Annotated in this window: 16 protein-coding genes; 7 read left to right on the top strand and 9 right to left on the bottom strand. The window is 46.4% G+C overall.

What is annotated here, in order from left to right; all coding sequences use genetic code 11:
- Positions 1–4 precede the first annotated feature (4 nt).
- From dbpA to ACJJI1_RS20120, 4 genes are all read right to left on the bottom strand, one after another.
- The gene (gene dbpA / locus ACJJI1_RS20135) at positions 5–1,393 is read right to left on the bottom strand and encodes an ATP-dependent RNA helicase DbpA (protein WP_444957791.1); all 1,389 of its coding nucleotides are present in this window, start codon (positions 1,391–1,393) and stop codon (positions 5–7) included.
- Between the two features lie 263 nt (positions 1,394–1,656).
- Complete coding sequence (locus ACJJI1_RS20130) at positions 1,657–4,791, bottom strand: efflux RND transporter permease subunit (protein WP_444957790.1); 3,135 nt, start codon at positions 4,789–4,791, stop codon at positions 1,657–1,659.
- The gene (locus ACJJI1_RS20125) at positions 4,785–6,323 is read right to left on the bottom strand and encodes an efflux RND transporter periplasmic adaptor subunit (protein ID WP_413662077.1); all 1,539 of its coding nucleotides are present in this window, start codon (positions 6,321–6,323) and stop codon (positions 4,785–4,787) included. The genes ACJJI1_RS20130 and ACJJI1_RS20125 overlap by 7 nt, the downstream gene beginning before the upstream one ends.
- 196 nt (positions 6,324–6,519) lie before the next feature.
- Entirely contained in the window at positions 6,520–6,921 is a 402-nt protein-coding gene (locus ACJJI1_RS20120) for a hypothetical protein (protein ID WP_413662076.1), read from the bottom strand.
- 199 nt (positions 6,922–7,120) lie between these two features.
- On the opposite strand from ACJJI1_RS20120, the gene ACJJI1_RS20115 reads away from it, so the two are divergent.
- The 4 genes from ACJJI1_RS20115 to ACJJI1_RS20100 all read left to right on the top strand — a co-directional run bounded on the left by ACJJI1_RS20115 (position 7,121) and on the right by ACJJI1_RS20100 (position 11,255).
- Positions 7,121–8,014 carry a hypothetical protein gene (locus tag ACJJI1_RS20115; RefSeq protein WP_413662075.1) on the top strand — a complete coding sequence of 298 codons (894 nt, stop codon included), beginning with the start codon at positions 7,121–7,123 and terminating at the stop codon, positions 8,012–8,014.
- Positions 8,015–8,087: 73 nt separating this feature from the next.
- Positions 8,088–8,645, top strand: a complete 558-nt coding sequence (locus ACJJI1_RS20110; protein WP_282932883.1) for a hypothetical protein — start codon at positions 8,088–8,090, stop codon at positions 8,643–8,645.
- A gap of 222 nt (positions 8,646–8,867) precedes the next feature.
- Positions 8,868–9,695 carry an SDR family NAD(P)-dependent oxidoreductase gene (locus ACJJI1_RS20105; RefSeq protein WP_444957789.1) on the top strand — a complete coding sequence of 276 codons (828 nt, stop codon included), beginning with the start codon at positions 8,868–8,870 and terminating at the stop codon, positions 9,693–9,695.
- Between the two features lie 312 nt (positions 9,696–10,007).
- Entirely contained in the window at positions 10,008–11,255 is a 1,248-nt protein-coding gene (locus ACJJI1_RS20100) for a DUF418 domain-containing protein (RefSeq protein ID WP_444957788.1), read from the top strand.
- A 272-nt stretch (positions 11,256–11,527) separates the two neighbouring features.
- Here ACJJI1_RS20100 and ACJJI1_RS20095 read toward each other — a convergent pair whose 3' ends face one another.
- The 4 genes from ACJJI1_RS20095 to ACJJI1_RS20080 form a co-directional block, all read right to left on the bottom strand.
- A complete protein-coding gene (locus ACJJI1_RS20095; RefSeq protein ID WP_444957787.1) occupies positions 11,528–12,880 on the bottom strand; it encodes a lectin-like protein in 1,353 nt (450 codons plus the stop codon).
- A gap of 463 nt (positions 12,881–13,343) precedes the next feature.
- On the bottom strand, positions 13,344–14,315 hold the full coding sequence (locus ACJJI1_RS20090) for a methyltransferase (protein ID WP_413662071.1): 972 nt from the start codon (positions 14,313–14,315) through the stop codon (positions 13,344–13,346).
- A 61-nt stretch (positions 14,316–14,376) separates the two neighbouring features.
- Positions 14,377–15,567, bottom strand: coding sequence for an AMP-binding protein (locus ACJJI1_RS20085; protein ID WP_444957786.1), 1,191 nt, complete (start codon positions 15,565–15,567; stop codon positions 14,377–14,379).
- A gap of 118 nt (positions 15,568–15,685) precedes the next feature.
- Positions 15,686–16,903, bottom strand: a complete 1,218-nt coding sequence (locus tag ACJJI1_RS20080) for a CaiB/BaiF CoA transferase family protein (RefSeq protein WP_444957785.1) — start codon at positions 16,901–16,903, stop codon at positions 15,686–15,688.
- Between the two features lie 324 nt (positions 16,904–17,227).
- Here ACJJI1_RS20080 and ACJJI1_RS20075 point away from each other — a divergent pair, with 324 nt between their 5' ends.
- From ACJJI1_RS20075 to ACJJI1_RS20065, 3 genes are all read left to right on the top strand, one after another.
- Positions 17,228–18,352 (top strand): mandelate racemase/muconate lactonizing enzyme family protein, encoded by a 1,125-nt coding sequence (locus ACJJI1_RS20075; RefSeq protein ID WP_444957784.1) that lies wholly within the window; start codon positions 17,228–17,230, stop codon positions 18,350–18,352.
- A 13-nt stretch (positions 18,353–18,365) separates the two neighbouring features.
- The gene (locus tag ACJJI1_RS20070) at positions 18,366–19,925 is read left to right on the top strand and encodes a BCCT family transporter (protein WP_444957783.1); all 1,560 of its coding nucleotides are present in this window, start codon (positions 18,366–18,368) and stop codon (positions 19,923–19,925) included.
- A 523-nt stretch (positions 19,926–20,448) separates the two neighbouring features.
- The gene (locus ACJJI1_RS20065; RefSeq protein WP_444957782.1) at positions 20,449–21,207 is read left to right on the top strand and encodes a putative outer membrane beta-barrel protein; all 759 of its coding nucleotides are present in this window, start codon (positions 20,449–20,451) and stop codon (positions 21,205–21,207) included.
- A gap of 84 nt (positions 21,208–21,291) precedes the next feature.
- Here the strand turns inward: ACJJI1_RS20065 and ACJJI1_RS20060 are convergent, their stop codons facing one another.
- Positions 21,292–22,896: a (2,3-dihydroxybenzoyl)adenylate synthase gene (locus tag ACJJI1_RS20060; RefSeq protein WP_444957781.1), complete on the bottom strand. Its 1,605-nt coding sequence runs from the start codon at positions 22,894–22,896 to the stop codon at positions 21,292–21,294.
- Between the last annotated feature and the right edge of the window lie 78 nt (positions 22,897–22,974).

Genomic DNA, 22,974 nt, shown 5'->3' with positions numbered 1-22,974 from the left:
CGACTTAGCCTCGAATACGCCGCACCCGAAATTTGCGCCCTTTCAATTTTCCGTTTTCAATTTTCTTAAGAGCTTGAGATGCCACATTGCGTTTAATCGCAACATAGGCGGTCATGTCCAGTACGTTGATCTTGCCAACATCTTTACCGTTAATCGGGCGATCGCCGCCGGTTAGGGCACCCAGGATATCGCCGGGGCGGACCTTTTGCTTCTTGCCACCATCGATTTGCAGGGTAGCCATCGGTGCCTGGAAAGGGGGTTCACTTAATATGCTGGCGGGTGGTGGTGTATCTGGATCGGATAGTGGGTCCTGGGTTAGGTCCATACGAACCAGTTTGTGGCCTTCCTTCTCGGCAAAAAAGGAGTAAGCGCAACCGCGCTCACCGGCACGGCCGGTCCGTCCGATGCGGTGGGTGTGCACTTCCGGGTCTTTGGCGATATGAAAGTTGATAACCGCATCCAGCTTGTCGATATCAAGACCTCGTGCAGCCACATCAGTGGCCACCAGAATTGAAGCGCTGCCATTGGCAAATCGAATCAGGGTTTCATTGCGCTGGCGCTGCTCCATATCACCATGCAGGGCGAGGACATTGAAGCCAGCCTGTTTCAGATCATTGGCTACTTCATCGGTTTCGCGTTTGGTGTTGCAGAAAACCAGGGTGTTGACTGGTTTATCATTGAGCAGGACACGCCGAGTCATCTCCAGGCGATCCTCGAAACTCTCAGTTCTGTAAAAGCGTTGTTCGATCACCTCGTCACTATGGGCAGAGTCAATTTTAACCATCACTGGTTTTTGCATCACTCGGGCGCTGAGCTTTTCAATTTCATCGGGGTAGGTAGCGCTGAATAGTAACGACTGTCGCCCAGTTGGCACCTGCGCCAGAATGGTATCGATAACGTCCTGGAATCCCATATCGAGCATTCGGTCGGCTTCGTCAAAGACCAGCGTATCGACATGCTCTAAGGAGAGTGTTCCTTTGCGCAGGTGTTCTTCGATGCGTCCTGGAGTACCAACGATGATATGGGCACCATGGGCCAGGGAGCCGATCTGCGGGCCGAAAGGCATGCCGCCGCAGAGAGTCAGAATCTTTATGTTGTGAATTGCCCGGGCCAGTCGGCGCAGTTCCTGCGCAACCTGGTCTGCCAATTCCCGTGTTGGGCACAGAATCAGCGATTGAATCCTAAAGCGGCTGACATTGAGCCGATGCAGCACCCCCAAACCGAAGGCGGCCGTTTTGCCGGAACCGGTTTTTGCCTGGGCGATTACGTCCTTGCCGTCAAGAATGATCGGAAGCGTTTTGGCCTGAACCTCGGTCATGGACTTGTAGTTGAGTGACGCCAGGTTTTTCAGCAGGGCGGGGTTTAGGGGAAGATCGGAAAAAGGTGCAGTCAAGGTGAATCCTGGAGTCGTTAAATGTCAAATACGCGTATTACACAAGCAGTAGGGAAAGTGATCGTCACCTACTTAGCCTTTGTGATCGCTGCAATTTTGCAGTTTGTGCGATACAAAATCTGTATGGAATTTTAACAGTTAACCCTGAAGAAACCTATGAATCACCTTGTTCCCGTCAAAGTCTCTTCTATCCAGATTATCTTCTTGTGAAATGAGAACTGAGGCACTGGGTAGCATAAACCCGGTGCCCCAATTTACTAACGTCAGCTTTGCTTTCCTTCGCGGGCCTTCCACTGATAGAAAACCCCGGGCATCACTAACAATACAAACAGCAGTGTGGTTATGGTGCCGCCCACCATTGGTGCTGCGATCCGTTTCATAACATCTGCGCCGGTGCCATCGGAAACCATGACTGGTATCAATGAAATTAACAGTGTCAGGCTGGTCATTAGCATCGGACGTATGCGGCCAGCTGCCGCTTGGGCAACAGTCGCAGTATTGCTACGCTCCGAGTTATTTCCAGCGGCAGATAAGTAGTGCAACATCAATAATCCCATCTCAGCGGCGAGACCAGCCATAGCAATCATGCCGACCCATACAGCAACGCTCAGTTTGTAGTCGAGCAGGTACAGCAGCCAGAAGGCGCCGATCAGTGCCATTGGCATGGCGGTGAGTACAAACAGGGTGTCGGATAGCCTGCCTCGATGCAGATACAGGAGGAAACACACAGCCAACAAGGTCAGGGGCACTAACCATTGCAGGCGGGACTTGGCGCGCTCCAGGTATTGGTATTGGCCGGCCCAGGCGATACGTTGCCCGGGAATCAGATTAACCTGATCGGCAACAACCTGCTTTGCGCGATTAACATAATCTGCAACGCCGATATCGCCCTTCAAGTCGACAAATACCAAGCCCACCAACTGCCCATCCTCATTGCGGATCATGGGCGGGCCAGTACGGAAGTCCAGATCAGCCAGCTGGTTTAGGGGCACTTGGGAACCATCAGAGGCGGGGACCAGGATTTGTTCAAGCTGTTCAGGGGTATCCCGGTAGTCGCGGGCATAGCGCACTAACACATCGTAACGTTCTCGGCCTTCGATGGTCTGGGTTGCGGCCAGGCCACCAGCAGCTGCGGCGATCACATCTTCGATATCTTGTACATTCAAGCCGTGGCGGGAAGCCCGTGCGCGATCGATATCAAAGTCCAGGAAGTAACCGCCGGTTAGACGCTCGGCGAAGACGCTTCGGGTTTGTTCCGAAGTACGTTGGTCACTGCGCAGTGCTTCTTCGATGGCCAAAGCGGTCTGTTCGATCTCCTCCAGGTTATCTCCAAACACTTTGATGCCGAGCTGGCTGCGAATACCGGTGGCGAGCATCTCAGTGCGGGTTTGGATGGGCATCCACCAGATATTGGGCATACCGGGATAGCGCAGCTTTTCATCCATTTCCGCCAGCAGGTCGTCCCAAGTCATGCCGGGGCGCCACTCATTTTTAGGCTTCAGGGTGATTACGGTTTCTACCATTGAGAGCGGTGCGGGATCGGTGGCGCTATTGGAGCGGCCAATCTTGCCAAAGACATGCTCTACTTCTGGGAAAGCTTTCAGTTCCTCGTCCATTTGTTGCAGCACCTTGCCCGCTTCGGTAACCGACATGCCGGGTAGGGCGGTAGGCATATACAGGATGCTGCCCTCATTGAGCGGCGGCATAAATTCACCACCTAGCTTGCTAATGGGGTAGGCCACAGAAACCAGAGCTAATATCGCGAGAGTGGCTACAACTTTGCGTTGCCGCACGCAGAAGTGGATCACTGGCAGTAGTGTATGGACTAAAACGCGGGAAATCGGGTTTTCCCTGTTGCGAATTTTGCCGCGCATTAGCAGTACCGCGAGCGCTGGAATCAAGGTGATAGCCAATAGGGCGGCGAAAGCCATGCTGTAGGTTTTGGTGTAGGCGAGGGGTTTGAATAGGCGGCCCTCGGTAGCTTCGAGCGCGAATACCGGCAGGAATGAAACCGTGATAATAATCAGGGAGAAGAAAATACTCGGTCCGACTTCCTGCATTGCCCGAACGATTAGCGTTCTTTTCTCACCCGGAGACAATTCCTTATCGCCATTGATTGTCAGCTTTTTGTGGATGTTATCCACCATTACCACTGCCGCATCCACCATGGCACCGATGGCTACGGCAATACCTCCCAGTGACATAATGTTGGCGGTAAGCCCTTGTAGGGACAGTGGAATAAAGGCCAGTAAAACTGCAATCGGCAGAGTGATTACAGCTACCAACGCTGAGCGGGCGTGGAGTAGGAAAATAGCGATCACAGCGGCGACCACCAGCATCTCTTCAATCAGAGTATTTTTGAGATTGTCGATCGCGCTATTAATTAATTGTGAGCGATCATAAGTTACTACCAGCTCAACGCCTTCCGGTAAGCCTGCACGGATTTGCTCGATACGCTCTTTAACTCTCTCAATAACCTTGAGGGCATTTCCACCGTAGCGCATTACTACGATGCCACCTACGGTCTGGCCCTCGCCATCCAGCTCGGCAATACCGCGCTGCATTGCAGGCCCCAGGGTAATATCCGCTACCTGATCCAAAGTCACTGGAATCTTCGCCGCATTGACCCCGATCACCACCTCTTCGAGATCGTCAACGCTGCGGATATAGCCCCGGCCACGCACCATATGTTCGTGGCCTGCGATCTCCAGTACTCGTCCTCCGGTGTCGTTGTTACTGCGGCGAATGGCCTCGACCACTTTGCCGAGCGGAACCTTAAACATCTGCAAACGATGGGGGTCGATTTGGACCTGGTACTCCTTTTCGTAGCCGCCAATGGAAGCCACTTCGGCCACGCCCTCGACAGAAGTGAGCCAATAGCGCAACTTGAAATCCTGCAGCGCACGCAGTTCTTGCAGGTCGTTGTTACCGCTTCGATCAACCAGCGCGTACTGGAACACCCAGCCCACTCCAGTGGCATCTGGGCCAAGCTTTGGCTGAACACCTTCTGGGAGCTGGTCGGCTACCTGGTTGAGGTACTCCAGAACCCGTGAGCGGGCCCAGTAAATATCAGTGCCGTCTTCAAAGATGGCGTAGACAAAGCTAAGACCAAAAAAGCTCTGGCCCCGCACATATTTGACTTTGGGCAGCCCTAACATTGCGGTGGAAAGCGGGTAGGTGATTTGATCCTCGACCAGGTCAGGGCTGCGCCCCGGCCAGTCTGTCATCACAATCACCTGGGCGTCGGACAGGTCCGGAATAGCATCCAGGGGGACACTGGTTAGCGCCCGGTATCCCGCCAGGGCTGCGATCGCTACAAGAATCAAAGTGATCCCCGGCTTACCGGCGCAGGCCCCTATAATTCGGGCAATCAGCCCTTTGGGTTCGGAATTTACCACTGCTGTACCCCCGACTTCAGGCGGCTTTCCGCCGCGATCAGGAATACACCCGAGGTGACAATTTTATCTCCTGCCTGGAGGCCAGAACGGATAACAATCCTGTCGCTGTCGCCATAACCGGTGCGTACCTGCACCGGCTCCAGACGACCCTGGCCCAAGTCGCGGAAAACAATGCGTTTCTTGCCGGAGATCAATACTGAATCCCTGGGTACCACCAGGAGATTTCCCAGTTCGGCAGTCAACATGATGTCCGCAAACAGTCCCGGGCGCAGTTCACCATCGGTATTGGGCAGGGTCACACGCAGCCGTGCACTGCGGTTATTGTGATTAAGGAAGGGATCAATCTGGGTGAGGGTGGCTGGGATTTCCTCGTGGTAGACGTTGGTTAAACGCACCTTGGCCGGCATGCCTTTTTCTATCAGTGGCAACTGATCTTCGTAGGCGTGGGCTTCAATCCAAACTTGGCTGAGATCGGCTATGCGCAGCAGGTTGTCGCCCTTTTCAAACGCAGAGCCCGCGACAATATTCTTCTCAATAATCACACCACTGGCGGGTGCAAAAATCGGGATATAGTCCTGCGCTTTTTGTTGCTCAACCAGCCAGTCGATTTGCTCTTCAGAGAGACCCCACAACAGTAGACGCCTTCGTGCTGCTTTCTCCAGGGCGTCGCCACGTCGGCGGGCTTTTAGATACTCGTCTTGGACTGCGAGCAACTCCGGGCTGTAAACAGAAAACAGTACTTCGCCGCGTTTAACCTGCTTGCCTTCAAAATCTGCATCTAACTCACCAATCCAGCCGTCGAAGCGTAGGCTGATATCCCGCAAGCGGGTTTCGTCATAGGTAACCTGGCCGTGTAGGTGAATGGGCAAAGCGAATGGCTGTCGCTCGACGATACCGGTTTTGATACCAATGGCCTGGCGTCGGCCGCTATCCACCACAATGCTGCCACTTTGCAGTTCATCGTGGCTCACAGGCTGCAGGTTCATACCGCAAATAGGGCAGCTACCGGCTTCGGCAGCTCTCACCGATGGGTGCATCGAGCAGGTGTAATAGGCGGTATCTGAGGCCTCAGGCGCAGACTTTAGGCGCAGGCCTTTGCGATTGGTGCTCATATCAAAGGCAAGATCGACATGCTTATCGTGGCCTGTCGCTACATCTACCACCATGGGCCAGGAGCCCACCATGGCCAGTTCAATTTCACCGGTGAAGATACCGGGGCTGGATTCGCTGATATCGGCGACGGCACGCATAGCTGGCATGGCGCCCATGGCAGGCATCTCGGCTACCGCGCGAACTTCGGCTCCAGATACCGGCTCATTGTCAGCATTGCGAACTTCAATTCGAATTTGGTTTTTACCCGCTTGGGGTTGCAGCGGATCGACAGACACGGCGATCTGGAACGGGCCAGCTTGCACAAAATCGGCATTTGGAGCTGTGGCTTGTGTAGAAATTTTCTTCCAATAAAAGGCCGCGCCGGCAGCGGCTAACAGCAGGATAAGGGCGATTAAGCTCAATGTTCGTTGCTGGCTCATAGGACACCCTCCTGATTGAAGGAAAGGGGCATCTGCGCGCAAAGCACATTATCAATAAACGGGGCAATGAGCAGGCTACCAATGGCCGCTATAGCTTGTTGGGAAATCAAAAGGTTCACTCCTAGAACAATCTTTCTGAAGCCGCCAGCAAATTGGGGCTGGGGCATATTTCGCTAGTCAGAGAGAAAGGGAGTGATCAAATACGCAGGCGCAAGGTGGCAAGCCAGGTTCGGTTGCCGGGGTGGGATTCTGTCGCAGTAGGAGATAATTCAGGCGTACCGAATGGCGGAGCGAGAATTTGGGGCCACTGGTAAGTTGGCGGTGGCGCCAACTGGGGAAGTTCCAGATTTAAGTGTGCGGCGGTGACGGCAACTTGGTGGTCGTCCAGCGAAGTCTTCAGGGAGACTTGGGCATCATAGCCACAACAGTCATCATCTGAGTCTGACCCCTTGGCCATATCATCGCAGCAGCATTCCGCTGATGGCTTGGGGTCCTCCATCATTTCGCAGGCGAGCACAGTCTGCACCTGCAACATCAGCAGGAGCAGGGCCGCCATGGCAATCAGCTTGGCGCGAAATGTGGACGAATAGTTCTTCATTACTGATAAATCATACACCAGAGGCCGGTTGCACGACAAAGGTTGCTTTCGCTATGTGACCAAGGGGTACTTCTAAGTTTTTCTTTCTTCTATTAGGGGTAATTACGGTACAGGTTAACCCTTCGGCAGAGATTTCTTGACGATAGTTAGTAGATTCCCTTCGATAAATGCCACTACAACAGCACCACAAGGTGTCTCTATGAAAGTAACTCCTCCGGTTTGCCTCCTTCTGATCTGTTTATTGACGGCACCTTCTTTTGCAGATTCTAAACGCACATCTCTCGAGGAGTTATTTGCGACTACCTATAAACATAATGAAGAGATTAACAGTGAATGGGTGCTGAGTAGGGAGCGGAACTGGGCTGCCTGGCAACGAATGAGGGCTGTTAGGGAAGCTGCTAATAGAGGGGAGGACTTGTCATACCTCAGTAAGTATGGGCTTGAGAGAAAGTCCGCGTGGTACGAGATTGATTTAGGAAAGCAACGAGCGTGGCTGACGTCATTTAGACTGCTAGGGGTACTCTCTTCTTGGTATATGTTAAAGACGAATCAGGAGGAGCTTTATGAGCTTGGTATGACTGTGGCTGAAGTGGAAAAGTTGGGTCGCTATGTTATCGCCAATGACATCAAAGAAATAAACATCCAGGCAAGATTGGATTATTTCCACAAAGAGGAAGCTGGTTACATAGGCCGGATCCTTCAAGGCGGTGAGGACTTTGCCGCTATCTATTTAGAGCTTCAAGGTAATCTTGAAGCTCTTGAACACCTCTTGGAAACTAATTGGATCATAGATCTATTCAGAAAGTTTGATAGTGAAGCTCAAGAGATATTACTGGCCTATAGCTTATCGAAATATAATTCACGAGAGGGAATGGGCCGTAGTAATTACAGTCTGGATCAAGAAGCCGAAATGTTTGTCGATAAATTTCTCTCTGGAGAGATAAACGCAATGACGAAGGAGGCTTTGGAAAGGCTTCAAGAGAAAAGGCTGGCTAAAAAAGCTACCATCAATGTGGAATTTAAGCCCCCGGTTGATTCGCCCGTAAATGAGTGCAAGTGTCCTCCCGATCAATGTTCCTACAATAATTCTTGATTATACTTAATTTAATAGATTTCCCGTCATAATCGACCGCGTGGCATGGTCTTCACTTCGAGTGGTAGTTGTAATGACTGTAACAAGGATCTGTTTTTGGCTTGTCGCGCTTTTCTATTCCTTATCCCCCTTTGCAGATGAATACATAGTTCAGAGCGAGGACTACGACCCGTTTACCCAGATGACAGAACTCTGGCTAAAGGGTGAAATATCAAATCGTCAGATAAGGGATTTGGCACTAAGAGGCCGATATCAAAATAGCTCTGCCGCTAATAGTGCTCATGTCTCGTTCTTTCTTGATGAAATGCAGGTGATTGCGCGGGGGAATTCTGTATCGGGTCGTTCGGCCCAGATATCCGTCCAGGTTGATGAGTCAATTTTTGACTTGGATTATGACCTCGTATCAATGCATATGATGATCAATGGTCATGGAAATGGGTTATCGAGCAAGCAGAAATTCCTTTTGGTTACCTTTATGTACCGGTTAGCAGCAGAAGGCTGGAGCAAGTCTTCTGGAGTCGATGAAATGGAGAAACATCTTATTTATCGAACTCTCGATTACTTATCTGAAATGCCTGCAGATTATAAAATGTGGGTGATTGCCAAAGAAATACAATACCCGGTTCATTAGGTTGTTAATCTATAGCTTCATTAAAGTTTAAGTGGCTTAAATGGCCAAAACAGACTTTAACTGAAGGGCTAAAGGATAAGATTCCTGGCAGTTATTCAGATTATTGGTAGAGGTTCAATTTATTCAGTTTTTATTTCTGTGAATAGCTATATATCAACTATTTAAGGATTTGTTTAATCTAAAGTTCCTAGTCACGTTGAATACATTGTAAAAAGGAAAGTTATGGATTTGTCTGATAAAGTTGCTGTTGTTATAGGAGCGGGAAGTGGACTAGGGCGGGCTTTAGCAATACGTTTGGCCGAAAAAGGAATGAAGTTGGTATTAGCCGGATATACCCTAAGTCATCTCGAATCAACAGCCAAGTTGATAGCACTAGAAGGTGCTGAGTGTATTTGCGTACAAGCAGATGTATCTAAACTTGGGGATGTGCAAAACATCGCTGATAGAGCTTTAAAGCACTTTGATAAGGTACACTTGCTCTGTAATGTGGCGGGTATAGGTCCTTTGGGGGCTATAGCAGAAACCTCTATGGATGAGTGGGAGTGGATTTTATCGGTGAATTTGTGGGGGCCTATTAACGGTATTCATGTATTTCTCCCTCATATCGAACAGAATGACGAGGGCCACATATTGTCTGTAGCATCGGAATCTGGCCTATATGGTATAGGGTGCTTTGGGGCCTACAATGTTTCAAAATTCGGTGTAGTAGGTTTAATGCAAAGTCTAGAACGGGATCTTCGTTTGGCTAACTCGCCGATAAAAACTTCTGTATTTTGTCCTGGTGCTATGAAAACTAATATTCTCGATTCTTCACGTAATAGACCCGCAAGTGTAGCGGTAATTCACCCTGAGTCTGAAGTTGAGAAAAAAGTTAAAGCCAATGTTGTCAAAGTGGTTTCTGAAGGTATGAAGCCAGAAAATGCTGCTGATATAATTACTAGTGGTATAGAGAGTGGGCAGTTTTGGATTTTCTCCCATCCTTATGTACCCGAAACTGCATTTCAGCAGGCAAAGGCGATGTTGGATAGTAATACGTTAATTGATATTTAGCTTAGTTAGGAAGCCTCTGATTAGTTTCGAGCCAACTTGGTAGTATTCCGCTATCCGTCAAGATCTTGCCCCTAGCTGCCTTTGCCGAAGCCGCATATAATCTGAAGCGTCATGGAGCTCCACGCGAGAAGTTTCTTTCTCAGATGCATTCTCTCATCCCATGGGGGTGGCTAGAAGTCCATTTATCAAAGCTTCCCTAGAAAGGCCCTAGTTGGTACCTACGAGCAGAAAAAATATCGCGATTTCGTCCTCTTTTCCTGTAATCTCTACCTCTTTATATCCGTATCATATTTTGGTTTTAAAAGGGCTTATATGCAGGATCGAATATCACAGTTGGATTTGTTAAGGGGATTCGCTTTGCTGGGGCTTCCTTTAATGAATATGATAAATTTTTCTATGCCTATGGCGGCTTATTTGAATCCAAAGGCCTATTTGCCGAATGGCCCTTTGAATGATTTTCTCTTTAGCTTTTTCCATTTGTTTGCTGATCAAAAATTCATGGGGCTTTTTGCCATGCTTTTCGGCGCAGGCATCATACTTTTAGCTGAGAAACGTGAGCAACAGAATAAGTCTGCTGCAAAAATTCACTACAGTCGAAATTTCTGGCTACTGTTGATTGGCCTTTGTCATGGCATCTTCATTTGGGAAGGCGACATCCTGATGATCTATGCCTTTATAGCCATGTTTGTCTATTTGTTACGCAAGTTGCGCGGAAGCTGGCTGATTGCATTGGGGGTGATTACTCTTGCCTTGTCAGCATATAGCTCATATCTGACAGGAGCTTTTATAGAACCCCTAACAGGAGAAGCTCGATATGCAACGGCAGCCATTTTTGCCCCTGATACAACGCAGATCCAGCAAGATATAGAAATATATCGAGGAGGGTTCTGGGATCTGGTCGGGAGTCGATTAGTTGCTGGTAATTTAGCTTCTAGTCCGGAATCAGCAATCGTTATTTCCTACTTTAGTCTCTCCATTATTTTAAAAGCTGCCGCTATGATGTTGCTGGGAATGGGCCTGTTTAAGTTGGATATCCTACGTGGCCAAGCCAGTTCGTCTGCCTACAAAAAACTAGCTATTACTGGGTTGGCTATTGGGGTGATATTGACCGGTATAGGGCTTATCTGGAACTATAGTCATGACTGGAGTATGGATGATTACTTCACCTATGGTGCCATTTTTAATTTGGTAGGGTCCACATTTACCAGTATCGGTTATATTGGCTTGATCTGCCTTTGGTTCAAATTAGGTAAACACCTATGGATCAAAGGCAAGATCCAAAGTGTTGGGCGGATGGCATTTACCAATTACTTGGCTCAATCATTTATTTGCATCTATATTTTTTATGGCTTTGGATTGGGTTTGTATGGTGAGCTGACACGTATAGAAGTACTTGGGGTCTGTGTGCTGCTGGGTCTGTTTCAGCTGGCCTATTCGGATCTTTGGCTTAAGGCATTTCGTATGGGGCCGCTAGAGTGGTTTTGGCGAACTTTAACATATTTCAGGTTTGCACCGCTGATAAAGGAAAGGGGCGTACCGGTGACCGAACAGCGCTTATAGAGTTCATAGCTAAAATTTGGCGGGCTGCTGTTAATCTTGAGAATAGGAGTCATCGGTAGCTCGTTACCTGTACCACAGATTGTTTATTACGAGGTCTTTTAAATATTTTTATAGGATGATGGGCCGTAAAGATAAGATGTTTTCACATTAAAAATAGGCATGATTGAACTTGATCTGACAGGACTTCTTCTAAGAAGCGGGTAACTGTCAGATCAAGTTGAAAGTTAGTAGATCTCTAATTACCTTAAGACAAAGAACCCTACAATATCTTTTTAGTAATCTACAGTTGTTATTATAAAGTCACCTTCAATTGTACCTTCACTATCCTGGTCAGTATAAGCAATCCAGGCTGCTGTCTCACTGGCAGCTGCCAGCTTACTTTTCAATGCGAGCGCTTCCATCATATTGCGAGGCACATCGAAGTGCCATTGAGTACCCAGTGCCTGACATTCACTTTCTCCATTCGACCAGGTAGACTTACTCGTAGTCAGTGACCACATAACAGGGTAATTGATAGCGCCATCATCTTTTAAGTCGTTTACATGCAGTTCGCCATTTAACCGTCTCTTACAAGCAAATGAATAGGAACGATCACATTGGCGGTCATTAAAGCGCCCGTCGCTTCTGATAACAGCGCAGTCCTCTCCGTTACCATGATCATTGGGTTCTCCCTCTCCCCAAGACCATAGTCCTTTATTTTGAAATCTGCTGTCTGTAGCACTGACATCATAGTGTTCTACGGTGTTGATGCCGTCATCCCAGTTATCCAGGGAATCGTCATCGCCACTCTTCCAGTGTCTGTCCAGTCCACCCCATCCATCGAATATTACATCGAATGACTCATTATCATCCCCAATATTGCTGTCATTTTTTGTCCAGAAAAATACGAATCTCTTTTTTCCATTTACACCATCATGTTTACGGACTGTCTCCCGTGATAACTCTTGAGAGGGGAGTGAGGTTCGTTTATAGCTCGTGACTTCAACCCCATTGGGAAAGTCCTCTCTATAGTCTTGGGGAGTGTAAATGTATTCCAGGCCTATCTGATCTATAAGATGATTTTTAAAAGTTACCTGGGCACCGGACGATACCGCATTTTCGATATGTACGATTACTGTACGGTTAGTGCCATATTGATCCTGCTTGTAAGCCCAATCCCTCAAATCTCCCAATACAGTAGAGATAGGAACGCGTTGAGGATCAAGCCAGAAATTGCAATAGAATGAGCCATGACAAAAATATTGTTCACCACTGAACTGATGCAGGTCCAGCTCAATAATTTCAACACCAATATCAATTTGGTCTTTAACCCTGGCAGATTGTTCAGAGCCTACCCAGATAGCACCATAGGCATCAGAGTTATAACTGTTGTGTGTTGCAAGGACTTGTGTATAGCGAATTGGTGTTGAGTAAGTCAGGCGCCGTTGTAGCTCGAGTGCATATTTTGCGTGGTCATTGGTACCTTGCTCTGTCTCGTAATCGTAATAGAGGTTGAATTGAACCAACATTGAATAAGGATCGGTCTCTGCAAATAGAGGCGTACTCATCAACGTTATATAACTAAATAGAGCGATACAAATCTTCTTTAGCCCTTTCGAGAGTGGCCATGAATAGTTTTTTTTCATTATTATTCCTACTGTTCGCCTGAGTTTGTTATTTTTTAAACAGATTTAATTGCGCTCTCTATTACGACTGCCGAGATAAAAGTAATCGCATGCAGCAATACTTGCGTCTCTAAACGTATGAAGTTTATTTCTACACATCTCCCTTGTGAGGTCGGATATCAGGAACTTCAATAATCTTCAAATGTTTCAAGTATAAACCCCTGAAGGGCAATAGAGTGCGAAAGCAATGATATCGAAAAGATATAACCTGTTAGCTACTTTAAATGTATTAACGAGAAGCACCTCACAAAGTTATAGTTTTATAATGCTTAAATCAAAAACTATTTACTATTATTTAAAGGTTAAACACTTTCTATCTAATACCCTAATAGTCAGTCGGTGACGAAATGGTAATCAAAAAACGAAGTGCTCGTGGAAGTAGCGATAGATAGCATATAAGTAAAATAGGATAATAAGGGTAGGGCTAGGGTTTTCTGGCCGATAATACCGAGAAATAGCCGAGTGCCTGGTATGATTGAGGATTTACAAATCCTGCTGTCTCAAGCATCCGATAAAGCTCTTTGGCTGAGTATAGTTGGGAGCCGTGGTTCATAAACAAATGAAAGCAGAACAAGCTTGGCGTTAAACGAGTATCATCGAAGAGCATATCGTGGATAAATACCTGCCCACCTTTTGGTAAAAGTGCGAAGGCTCTGTCGATTAAGATTTGGCATGTAGCATGCTGCCAATCGTGCAACACATTGCTAAAGCAAATGCCATCGAACCCCTCAGGCCATGGGTCTCTAAAGAAATCCCCTTTAACTATCTGGATTTGCTGGTCTTTCTTGAACTTATTTATATACATTGCTGCTATATCGCAAACCGGCGGCAGGTCGAAGAGCAGCGCATTGCGCTCAGGATAGGTATCGCAGAAGGCGAGAGCAATGGTTCCAGAGCCTCCACCGGCATCGAGTAGGGTTTGAGCGTTTTCAAAAATACCGCAGGAAGCAGCCTCAACTGCGGAGGCAAACCCCTGCGAATGCATCAGATGAGTAAAAGCTGCTGCCGAGTCATTGTCCATTTCATTTTTTTGCCACATGTCGGTTACAGAGCGACCTTTACATTCCAGCTCATATTCTCTTTGTAAGCTGGTGAGTATCTTTTTATCCAGGTGATTGATGTCATAGATTTGAAAAGGATCGAGTAAGACTTCTCCCCAATAGTAGTGACTATTCTTGGAGAGGTAGCATTTCCCCAGCTCTGTATTTTTCACTTGTTGTTTGTCGAAGCAGATATACCCCAAATGACTCAGAATCAGCAGAAAGAAGCCCATTCCTTTATTGCTGAGCTGCAATTCCTTACTGAGTGCTTCGCAGGAATCATAACCGCATTCAATTAGCCCGGTGATATCCAACCTTGCAGAAACCATCAGGCAGGCAAAATTATAGTTTCCCATAAGACGGTCCCACATAGGACCGTCGGATACGCTAGGTGGAGTTATGCTTTGAGTTCTACCGCTATTTCCCATCGCTCATTCTCCAAATAACCCGGGGAACTTTGTTGGTGCGTTCGATACGCTTAAGTCCCTCGGCTTTTTGTACTGTGAAGGACTGAGGGTACTGTCTGACAACAGAGGCGAGGTTGTGAATGTTGTTCAAAATATGCTCACAGATGCTGTTGGCACTTGCCGTGCCTGTGAACTGAACGACTATTAAATCGGCAGACTTTTTTGTTTGGGGGCCGCCGCTGAGAAGTAGTTGAACTTCTTCGACGCCTTCACATTCATAGGTGAGCTCTATGATCTTATTGAGGTCCAGAAGGGCGCTGCATAAATCGACATTATCATCTGCTCTCCCCTGAATAGATAGGCCATTAGGACGACCACAGGGACAAGTTGCTTTTTGGATTAGGTCACCTAATCGGTAACGCACTATCGGTACCGTCCACCCTGTACCTACACGGGTAAGCAGGGCGCCTTGATCGTCAGTTTCGATCAATTGGTCCGCTAAAAGGTGATATATGTTCAAATCACACTCAGGGGAATTGACAGCAATGCTATTGGTTTCTACCGATCCATAGTCGCACCACAGCCCAGCATTAGGGAAAGCCTCACGTATGACCTTCAACTTTGCTTTGGTCCAAGGTTCCCCCATCCAGATAATTGTCTTTATTGGGAGTTGGCTACCTGAATCTAGTATACCTTCGGCAAAATCTGCCAGTCCTGTGGGTGCGCCAGCAAGTGAGTCCACATCGATATTACGTAGAAGTTCCAGCCAATTCTCCACCTCACCAGATATAAAGGGGCCTGTAGGTGCAATAGTGCATTTGGAAGCCTCTGCCAGAGTTTGAATAAAGTAGTGTGCACCCCATAGCCGCCCAGGATTAAAGAGATTAAGAAGAACACTTTGAGAGCTGAGCGGGCGCCATTCCTTCAGCAATCTTTGAATTGCCTGGTGATAAGGTGTATAGGCCAGCTTCGGCTTTCCAGTTGTGCCGCCGCTAGACATGATAATGGCTCCGTGTTCCTGAGCGGCATTTTGGCTGATATGTTTCAGTTCAACGGGGCCACAAACGGGGATGTCATCGAGACAGACGGCAGAAACAGGTATATCTGGTCCACCGTAGGGTGAAAGACTGCGGGCGTGGGCGAGAATGGCATTCCAATCCAGGTGGCCGATGTTCATAGCGTTAAGGTAGCTCCCGTTCAATCCCGTCTTCCTGGGGTGGTGAGGTATCGGATGGAACTGAGGAAATTGTAGTAACAGGGCGCCTAGGTAGAGAGTGGTCTGGCCAATTGGGAGTTATCCTCATCAGTACCGATGTATTTCAGCAGCAATAGATCACGCCAGCTTTTGCCAGGGACTCCACTTCATCTTGTGGGATACCCAAGTCACCAAGGATCTCTCGAGTGTTCTCTCCGTAAAGTGGTGCTTGCTGGAAAGGCACTGGAGAAGTGTCGGGAATAGAGAAGGGGGCGTTTATAAATTGTATTGAGTCACGGCTTGTACTGCGTGTATAAGGAATTGATACAGTCTTGTCGTTATCTTGGACATAGGGGTTGTTAAGCGCCTCGGCGATATCATAAACCGGGGCACAGGGGATTTTACCCTCCATTTGAGCGCACCATTCTTTTGTTGTTCTCTTCTGGAAGTACTGGTCTAGAGCATCTGTCAGCAGCTCTCTGTTTTGCATCCTGCTTTCATTGGTCAAAAAGCGGGCATCAGTTTGTAATAAATCGGAGCCTAGTTCGTGACAAAGCATTTCCCAGAATTTCTGGGTTAAGCAGGCCACATAAAACCAACCATCTGCTGTCTTTACTAATTGGCAAGGTGCTTGGGATGCGTGGGCCGAGCGAGGTTGCTTCCCTGGGACTATCCCCTCGTTGAGAAACCATAACCCTTGGTAGCAGAGGCAATTTAGCGCTATATCGAATAAGTTAGTGTCAAAATCACCGCCTTTTCCTGTGATTTCGGTCCGCAGTAACCCTGAAACTGTACAGAGGGCTGAATAGACACTCCCCAGGAGATCTACTACTGATACGCCAACTTTGGTTGGGATAGATCCTGGTTCTCCAGTCACTGACATCCAACCAGTTTCTGCCTGCATAAGGAAATCATATCCTGGCCAGTGTTTTCTATTGTTGTCTCTGCCATACCCTGAGAGATGGGTACAAACTATTTTGGGGTTCGCTACTTTGAGGTCAGCATAGGTAACGCCTAACTCTTCGGGCAAAGAACCTCTAAAGTTGTCGATAACAGCATGTGAGTTATTCACAAGCTTCAAGAATACCTCCCTGCCAGTGGGATCCCTGATATCCAGGGCCAAGCTCTTCTTGTTGTGGAGCGTCGATTCACTTGTCTCATTGTCTTCGCAAGCTTCATCAAGATAGATAGATCCCATTTTTCTAAGTGGATTCCCACCTTGTTTGGGGTCTTCAATATTGACTACTTCTGCGCCCAGAAAAGCTAGTAAAGTGCCATGAAAGGAACCTGCGCCCCAGGTTTCGAATGAAAGAATACGCTTTCCGTGGAGAGGGAGCATCATGATATACCTGATTTGCGCAAACAAAATTAATGGCCAGCCAAGTTTTGCCACTTAGTTACAAGTGGGTATTAGTTTATAGATCACTGTGTAAATCTGATGTGGGAAAAGAGAGTACGAAGTTTGCATTGGTTATTAGGATCTATTGAAGTTACGGCGGACATTGAGTGTTTAATTATTCCTTATAGGTTTGGCTGACAAATAGTATCCCGATCCGAAGAGTAGTTTTTACCTAGTAGTAAGTCTAAGTATGTGCCACCAACGCACAACTGGGCATTGCGAACTAGACTCCTTGAGATCCAGTTAATAGCTTTTAAGGATGTGAATATGGATCGTTTTCATATCAGCAGGGTGGAGCTATATGCGATAGCCGATAAAAATGCGCCGCCAATTTGTTGGACTGCTAATCAAACTCCGTTGTTATACACCAACAACGTTATTCGCATTATAACCAGTAATGGTATCGAAGGTATTGGTGCGACATTGAGTTATACCGAGAACGGTTTTGATCGATGTATTATTGAATCCATGCGCACAATTGCACCTGGTATTTTGGGTAAAAACCCATTGAGGACAGAGGAATTATATAACTGGTTAATGGAACGGTGTACTTGGGGCGGGTTGCCTGCTAAATCGCCTTTTGATATTGCTGCATGGGACATAAAAGGCAAAAAGGCTGAGATGCCGATTTATGAACTTTTAGGTGGGGCACGCTCAAAAATACAATCTTATGCATCCTCTCCTATGTTTGACACTGTGGAGGAATACGAAACATATATCGAAGATTGTATAGCGGAGGGGTTTACAGCAATAAAATTTCATTGCTCTTGTATATATGAGAGAGATATGGAATTAGTTTCAGCAATTCAAGCACGTTTTGAAGGGAAGTGTGTGCGTTTCATGCTGGATACAGCCTCTCTATATACTCCTGCTGAAGCTATGGGCATGGCCAAGTGGTTGAGTGAAAACAACTGGGAGTGGTTTGAAGCTCCAGTTCCAGATTCTGATTGTAGGACTTATCAAGATCTTGTTAATAAATTCGATTTACGAATATTAAGTGATAGTAATTCCTTGTTAACACTACATGAGATAACCAATGCGTTGAACTTGGATACCTGGACTAGTGTTCACCTAGATGCCACTGTTTGTGGAGGTATTACGCCTTTAAATAAATGTTTTGCCATTGCGGAAGGGTTTGGTAAAACGTTAGAGATACAAAGTATGGGATTTACGCTTACACAAGCTGCGAACCTACACGTTGCCCTTGCACATAAAAATTGCAATTATTTTGAGCAGTTTTTCCCTTATGAAGCTTTTGAGCTTGCGAGCAAGGTGTCTATTCGAACCGATAAGGAGGGTTATGTCCATGCCCCTCAGGGAAATGGGTTGGGAATAGCCATGGATTGGGAAAAGGTAAAGGATAACTGTTTTTGTCAATATGTGTTTGAGTAGGGTGATCTAGACTATGCAGGAATCGGATGCCAAGAAATATATCATGGATAAGAAGTTAACATTGGTTAGTTTCTTTTTGGTTTTACTTCTTGGTGTTGTTGCAGTTATTTATCCTGAAGGTACCAAGGACTTTATGAAAGAAATGTTGGCTCTAACTATAATTGACTTAGGGACAATATTTCTTTGGTATACTCTTTTAGGGACCTTGGCCCTTTTGTTTTTGGCATTTTCAAAATATGGCAAGCTTCGTTTGGGAGAGGGGAAGGCAAAGTATTCTCTTGTTCAGCTTTTTTCTATGGCTCTCTGTGCAGGTATGGGGGCTTCGACGATGTATTGGGTGTATATTGAAGTAATTCATTACTATATGGACCCCCAGTTCGGTATTTCTGCCGAATCGATTAAAATGGAGTACGCAACGGCTTTCAATATTTTCCACTGGGGGTCGGCAGGATGGGTTATCAATTTGATGGTGGCGATCCCTTTTTCTGTGAGTTTTCATATTAAAAAGAATCGAACCCTTAAGTTGTCCTCTGTATTAAATAACATGCTTGGCGATCGTATGCCTGAGTGGTTGAAAAAAGGTGTAGATTTGTTGTTCATTGTGACCATGCTTTCGGCTACGACATTAACCCTTGGTCTTGCGATTCCAATGATTTCGTATAATGTCAGCGCCTTAACGGGTATTCCGGATAGTCTTTCTACAGGGATAGCCATTATCATAGGTTTGTCTCTCCTTTTTTCATTGTCGTCATTTATTGGCATTGAGAAGGGGATGTCACGTATATCTGAGTGGACCATCTATATAGCAATTTTCCTGCTTTTATATACGTTTATTGTTGGGCCAAGTGCTCTTATTGCAAATAATGTAACGAATAGTTTGGGGATATTGTTTTCTGAATATTTCCGTATGTCCTTAAGTACAGACCCATATGGGAGTACGCATTTCCCTCAGTATTGGACAATTTTCTTTTGGGCAACCTGGATATCCTATTCGCCGGGTGTAGGTGTGTTTGTTACAAAAATTTCTCAGGGGCACCGTCTGAGAGATGTGATTTTAACTTTGATCCTTGGGGGAGGGCTTAGTAGCGCATTTATCTTTGGGATAGCGGGAACTTATGCTGTAGATCTTATGAATCAAGGAGCTGTTAATGCAGTGCAAGAGCTTTCCAACGGAGAGCCTCTTCGTCTCGCCCATGATATTTTAAATCAATTGCCGCTTCCTGAGTTGGCGATAGCCATTTTTCTGCTGTCAATGATATTGTTTTGCGTGACAACCTTGGATGCAACTTCATATTCATTGACCGGGGTTGTCACAAAAAATCTTGATGCTGAGGCAAATGTTATGCCGGCATATCGAGTTTTTTGGTGCGGGTTGCTAACGGTGATACCCATTGTGTTTTTATTTATTAACGCCGATATGGATACGCTAAAATCCTTTCCCGTTTTAATTGTAATCCCTCTCCTTCCTATATTGGTAATTCTATGTGTTAAAACAGGAGCTTATCTGTTGTCTCAATTTGGCGACATGTCTGAGGGTGAAATTGAAGCGTATAGAACACCTGCTAAGATTTAATGTGTAGGAAATTATTGAGTTGTACCTTAATTATAGAGTGTAACTCTGTGCTAAATAGCTGGCCAAATGACATGAAAAGATAAGTGGTCGCGGGGTATTCCGATTTTCAGCCTTCCTCCTTGAGTTGTCCGATATAAAAGTATCAGTACTATTAGAGTGTCAGTTTTGATTGTAGTTTATATCGAAATTCAGAGTGTTTAGGCGGGGAGTATTAATTTAATTGCTGCGCTTTTATATTGTTGGTTTATGCCCGTTCGTCACATTGTTAAGACCTTTCGGTACCCTGGCAGTAAATTGAGCCCTGGAAGTTTGGAGTTACTGCTACTTTTAAATTCATAGGAGTATAGATTTGCTTTGAATCCATAGCTATTCATTGCAGAAGAAAGTCATTTGTCGATATTAAGATGAGAGTGTTGACAAATAGTGTTTTGTTACGCCGTAAAGGGCAATGAATCATATCGATAAATCGTTGTATTAGATATTGCGTGGGGTTTGAGTTGTGTAAAGCGACAAGGAGGTTACTATGCGCCTGCACTCAGCTGTCATTGTTGGAACACTTATTTTTTCCATGGAAGCCATAGCTGCTGACTATGGTAGCCTAGAAAACCCGTGGGGGTTTCGTCCATATGTTTCACTGAATGGTGGAGTTAATAGGCTGGAGGTTAAGCAGGATTATCGTACTGTAGGGGTATTTTATGACCCATATTTCTACTACGATTATTTTTACGAATATAGTTACTACAAAACCTCAAGTTCAGGAAGTGAGCCTTGGGGCAGCGTCGATATCGGGATCGACTTCAATGGCTACCCGTTTGAACTTCGCTTTAGCTATGGCAGAACAAATTTAGGGCGATCGATATCGGTAGAAAATATCGATTATATTGATGACGAAGTTACAGTTGTTGAGCGATACCAGGTCGATCAGAAACATCGCTTGGATGTATTTTCAATTACAGGAACTCTGGATTTATCTTGGTATTGCGACAGGTCCTGCATGTATTTGTTGTTGGGCTATAGTTTTGCGCAGCTGGACTGGTCATATACCATGGATGAATTTTACGCTGGTGGTAACTATTATGGGTCAAATGAATTCAGTAAAAGCTATTTCCATGTAGGTCTAGGTGCGCGATACAACTTTAATAACTCTTTCCGTATAAGTGCCGAATACATGCTGCATAATGTTGGTAAGGTGGGGGAGTATTATATAAATGACTTTGACCATATAGAATTTGATTTAAGGAACCTTAATGTGTTGCAAGTTGGTATATCCTTTATATTCTGATTTATACTTCTTGTTCATTTAAAATGAAAGTATGGGTTAAAGCCATACTTTCATGAATATGGGTGCTCAATCTCTCAAATAGTACTAATCGATAAGATCTAAGAGCTTCCTCTTATCAACTTTCCCGACTGCGGTAGCCGGCAGACGAGATAACACCTTAAGCTGCTCAGGTAGCTTAAAGCTGGCCAGGCCCCTTTCGGTTAAGAAGTCGCGCAACGTTTGCAAGCTTGGCGCTTTATCCGTACATACGATAGTCGCTCCAACTTGCTCTCCCATCTCTTGGTCTGGCAAAGCGATGATAGCTGCTTGTTGGATGCTGGGGTGGGCGAGTAGATGCTCTTCAATTTCGTCACATGCAAATGTTTCCCCGCCCCGATTTACAACATCTTTGAGTCGTCCAGTAACTACAATATTGCCATTGTCCAGAATGCGTACACGATCCCCGCTGCGATAGAAACCATCTGGGGTAAAAGCGCGTCGGTTATGTTCTTCTGCACGGTAATAGCCTCTCAGTGTATAGGGGCCGCGAGTAAGCAGCTCTCCTTCTTCTCCGGCTTTCACTTCCTGTCCGTACTCATCAACCACTTTTAGAGTATCGAGGGAACTCATAGGTCTTCCTTGAGTATTGGTGATGGTTTCATTGTTATCTTCGCGATGGGTGTAACAAATCAACCCTTCGGCCATACCGAATACCTGCTGCAGTGCACCGGGAAAAGCATCTATCGCAGCATTGGCGTCAGTTGGACTCAGCTTTGAGCCACCAACTTGAAGTAAGTGGAGAGAGCTTAAATCAGCATCTTCCCATTCTGTCGCTGCAGTCCAGACTTGAGCCAGTGCTGGGACCAGGGCTGTGGCGGTTACGCCGTAACGCTCTATCAGCTCGAAGCAGTAGTCCGGGCTTGCATCATTGGTAAATATTACCTGCCCACCCATGGATAGCGTGCCCAGAATGCCGGGGCAACCCAGTGGAAAATTATGGGCGGCGGGGAGTACTGCCAGATAGATTTCATCTTTTCCTAAATTACAAGCAGCCGTAGCGCAGGTAATGTTGTAGCGATAGTCATTGTGGGTGCGTGGAATAAGTTTCGGAAGTCCTGTAGTGCCACCGGAAACGAGGAATAGAGCTGGGGCGTTGGGGTCTACGGGAACAGGGGTGAAGCCTTGGCACTCTCTTCTGGGCAGGGGAGGGAATGTGTCATTTTCATCTGAGCTGTATATGCCTCGCAAGGTCGGAGATTGCGAGGCAATTTGTTCTATCATGTTGTGACTACTCTCATCACTTTCCGTTCCTGAAGCGACATAGATACTGGCGCCCGAGACCTGTGCAAAATGGCATATTTCATTTTGGCGATGTGCAGGTAAAGCTAAAACAGGAACCAGTCCCGCTCGAAATAAACCGAGTAGAGTAGTGATAAAACTTACCTGATTGCTCCACTGGAGTATTGCCCGCTCCCCAGCTTTGTAGCCTTGTTCCACCAGGCCTGCAGCAATACTATCGGCCTCGTTAACCAATTCTGCGTAAGTTAATTGATCCGATAGGTCCCGAACTGCGCATCGATTGGGAAAGTTTTTCGCATTACGCGTGATCAGCTCCCAAATAGGTTGGTTATCCCAAATTCCTTGTTGCTGATAGAAAGCCTCTAGTTCCTTTGGGTGAGGCGTGTAACCATTAAGTAAATTATTTTCCATGCTGGTCTCTTGAAATGTTTGGGTGGAGCAGGCGGGTGATTTTTTGAATCTTCTTCAGATTTCTAAATTAAGAATTAA

Source organism: Microbulbifer maximicatervae (SeqCode) (assembly GCF_052467065.1).
Note: the sequence above shows the minus strand (reverse complement) of the source record. Positions and strands in the feature narration are given on the sequence as shown.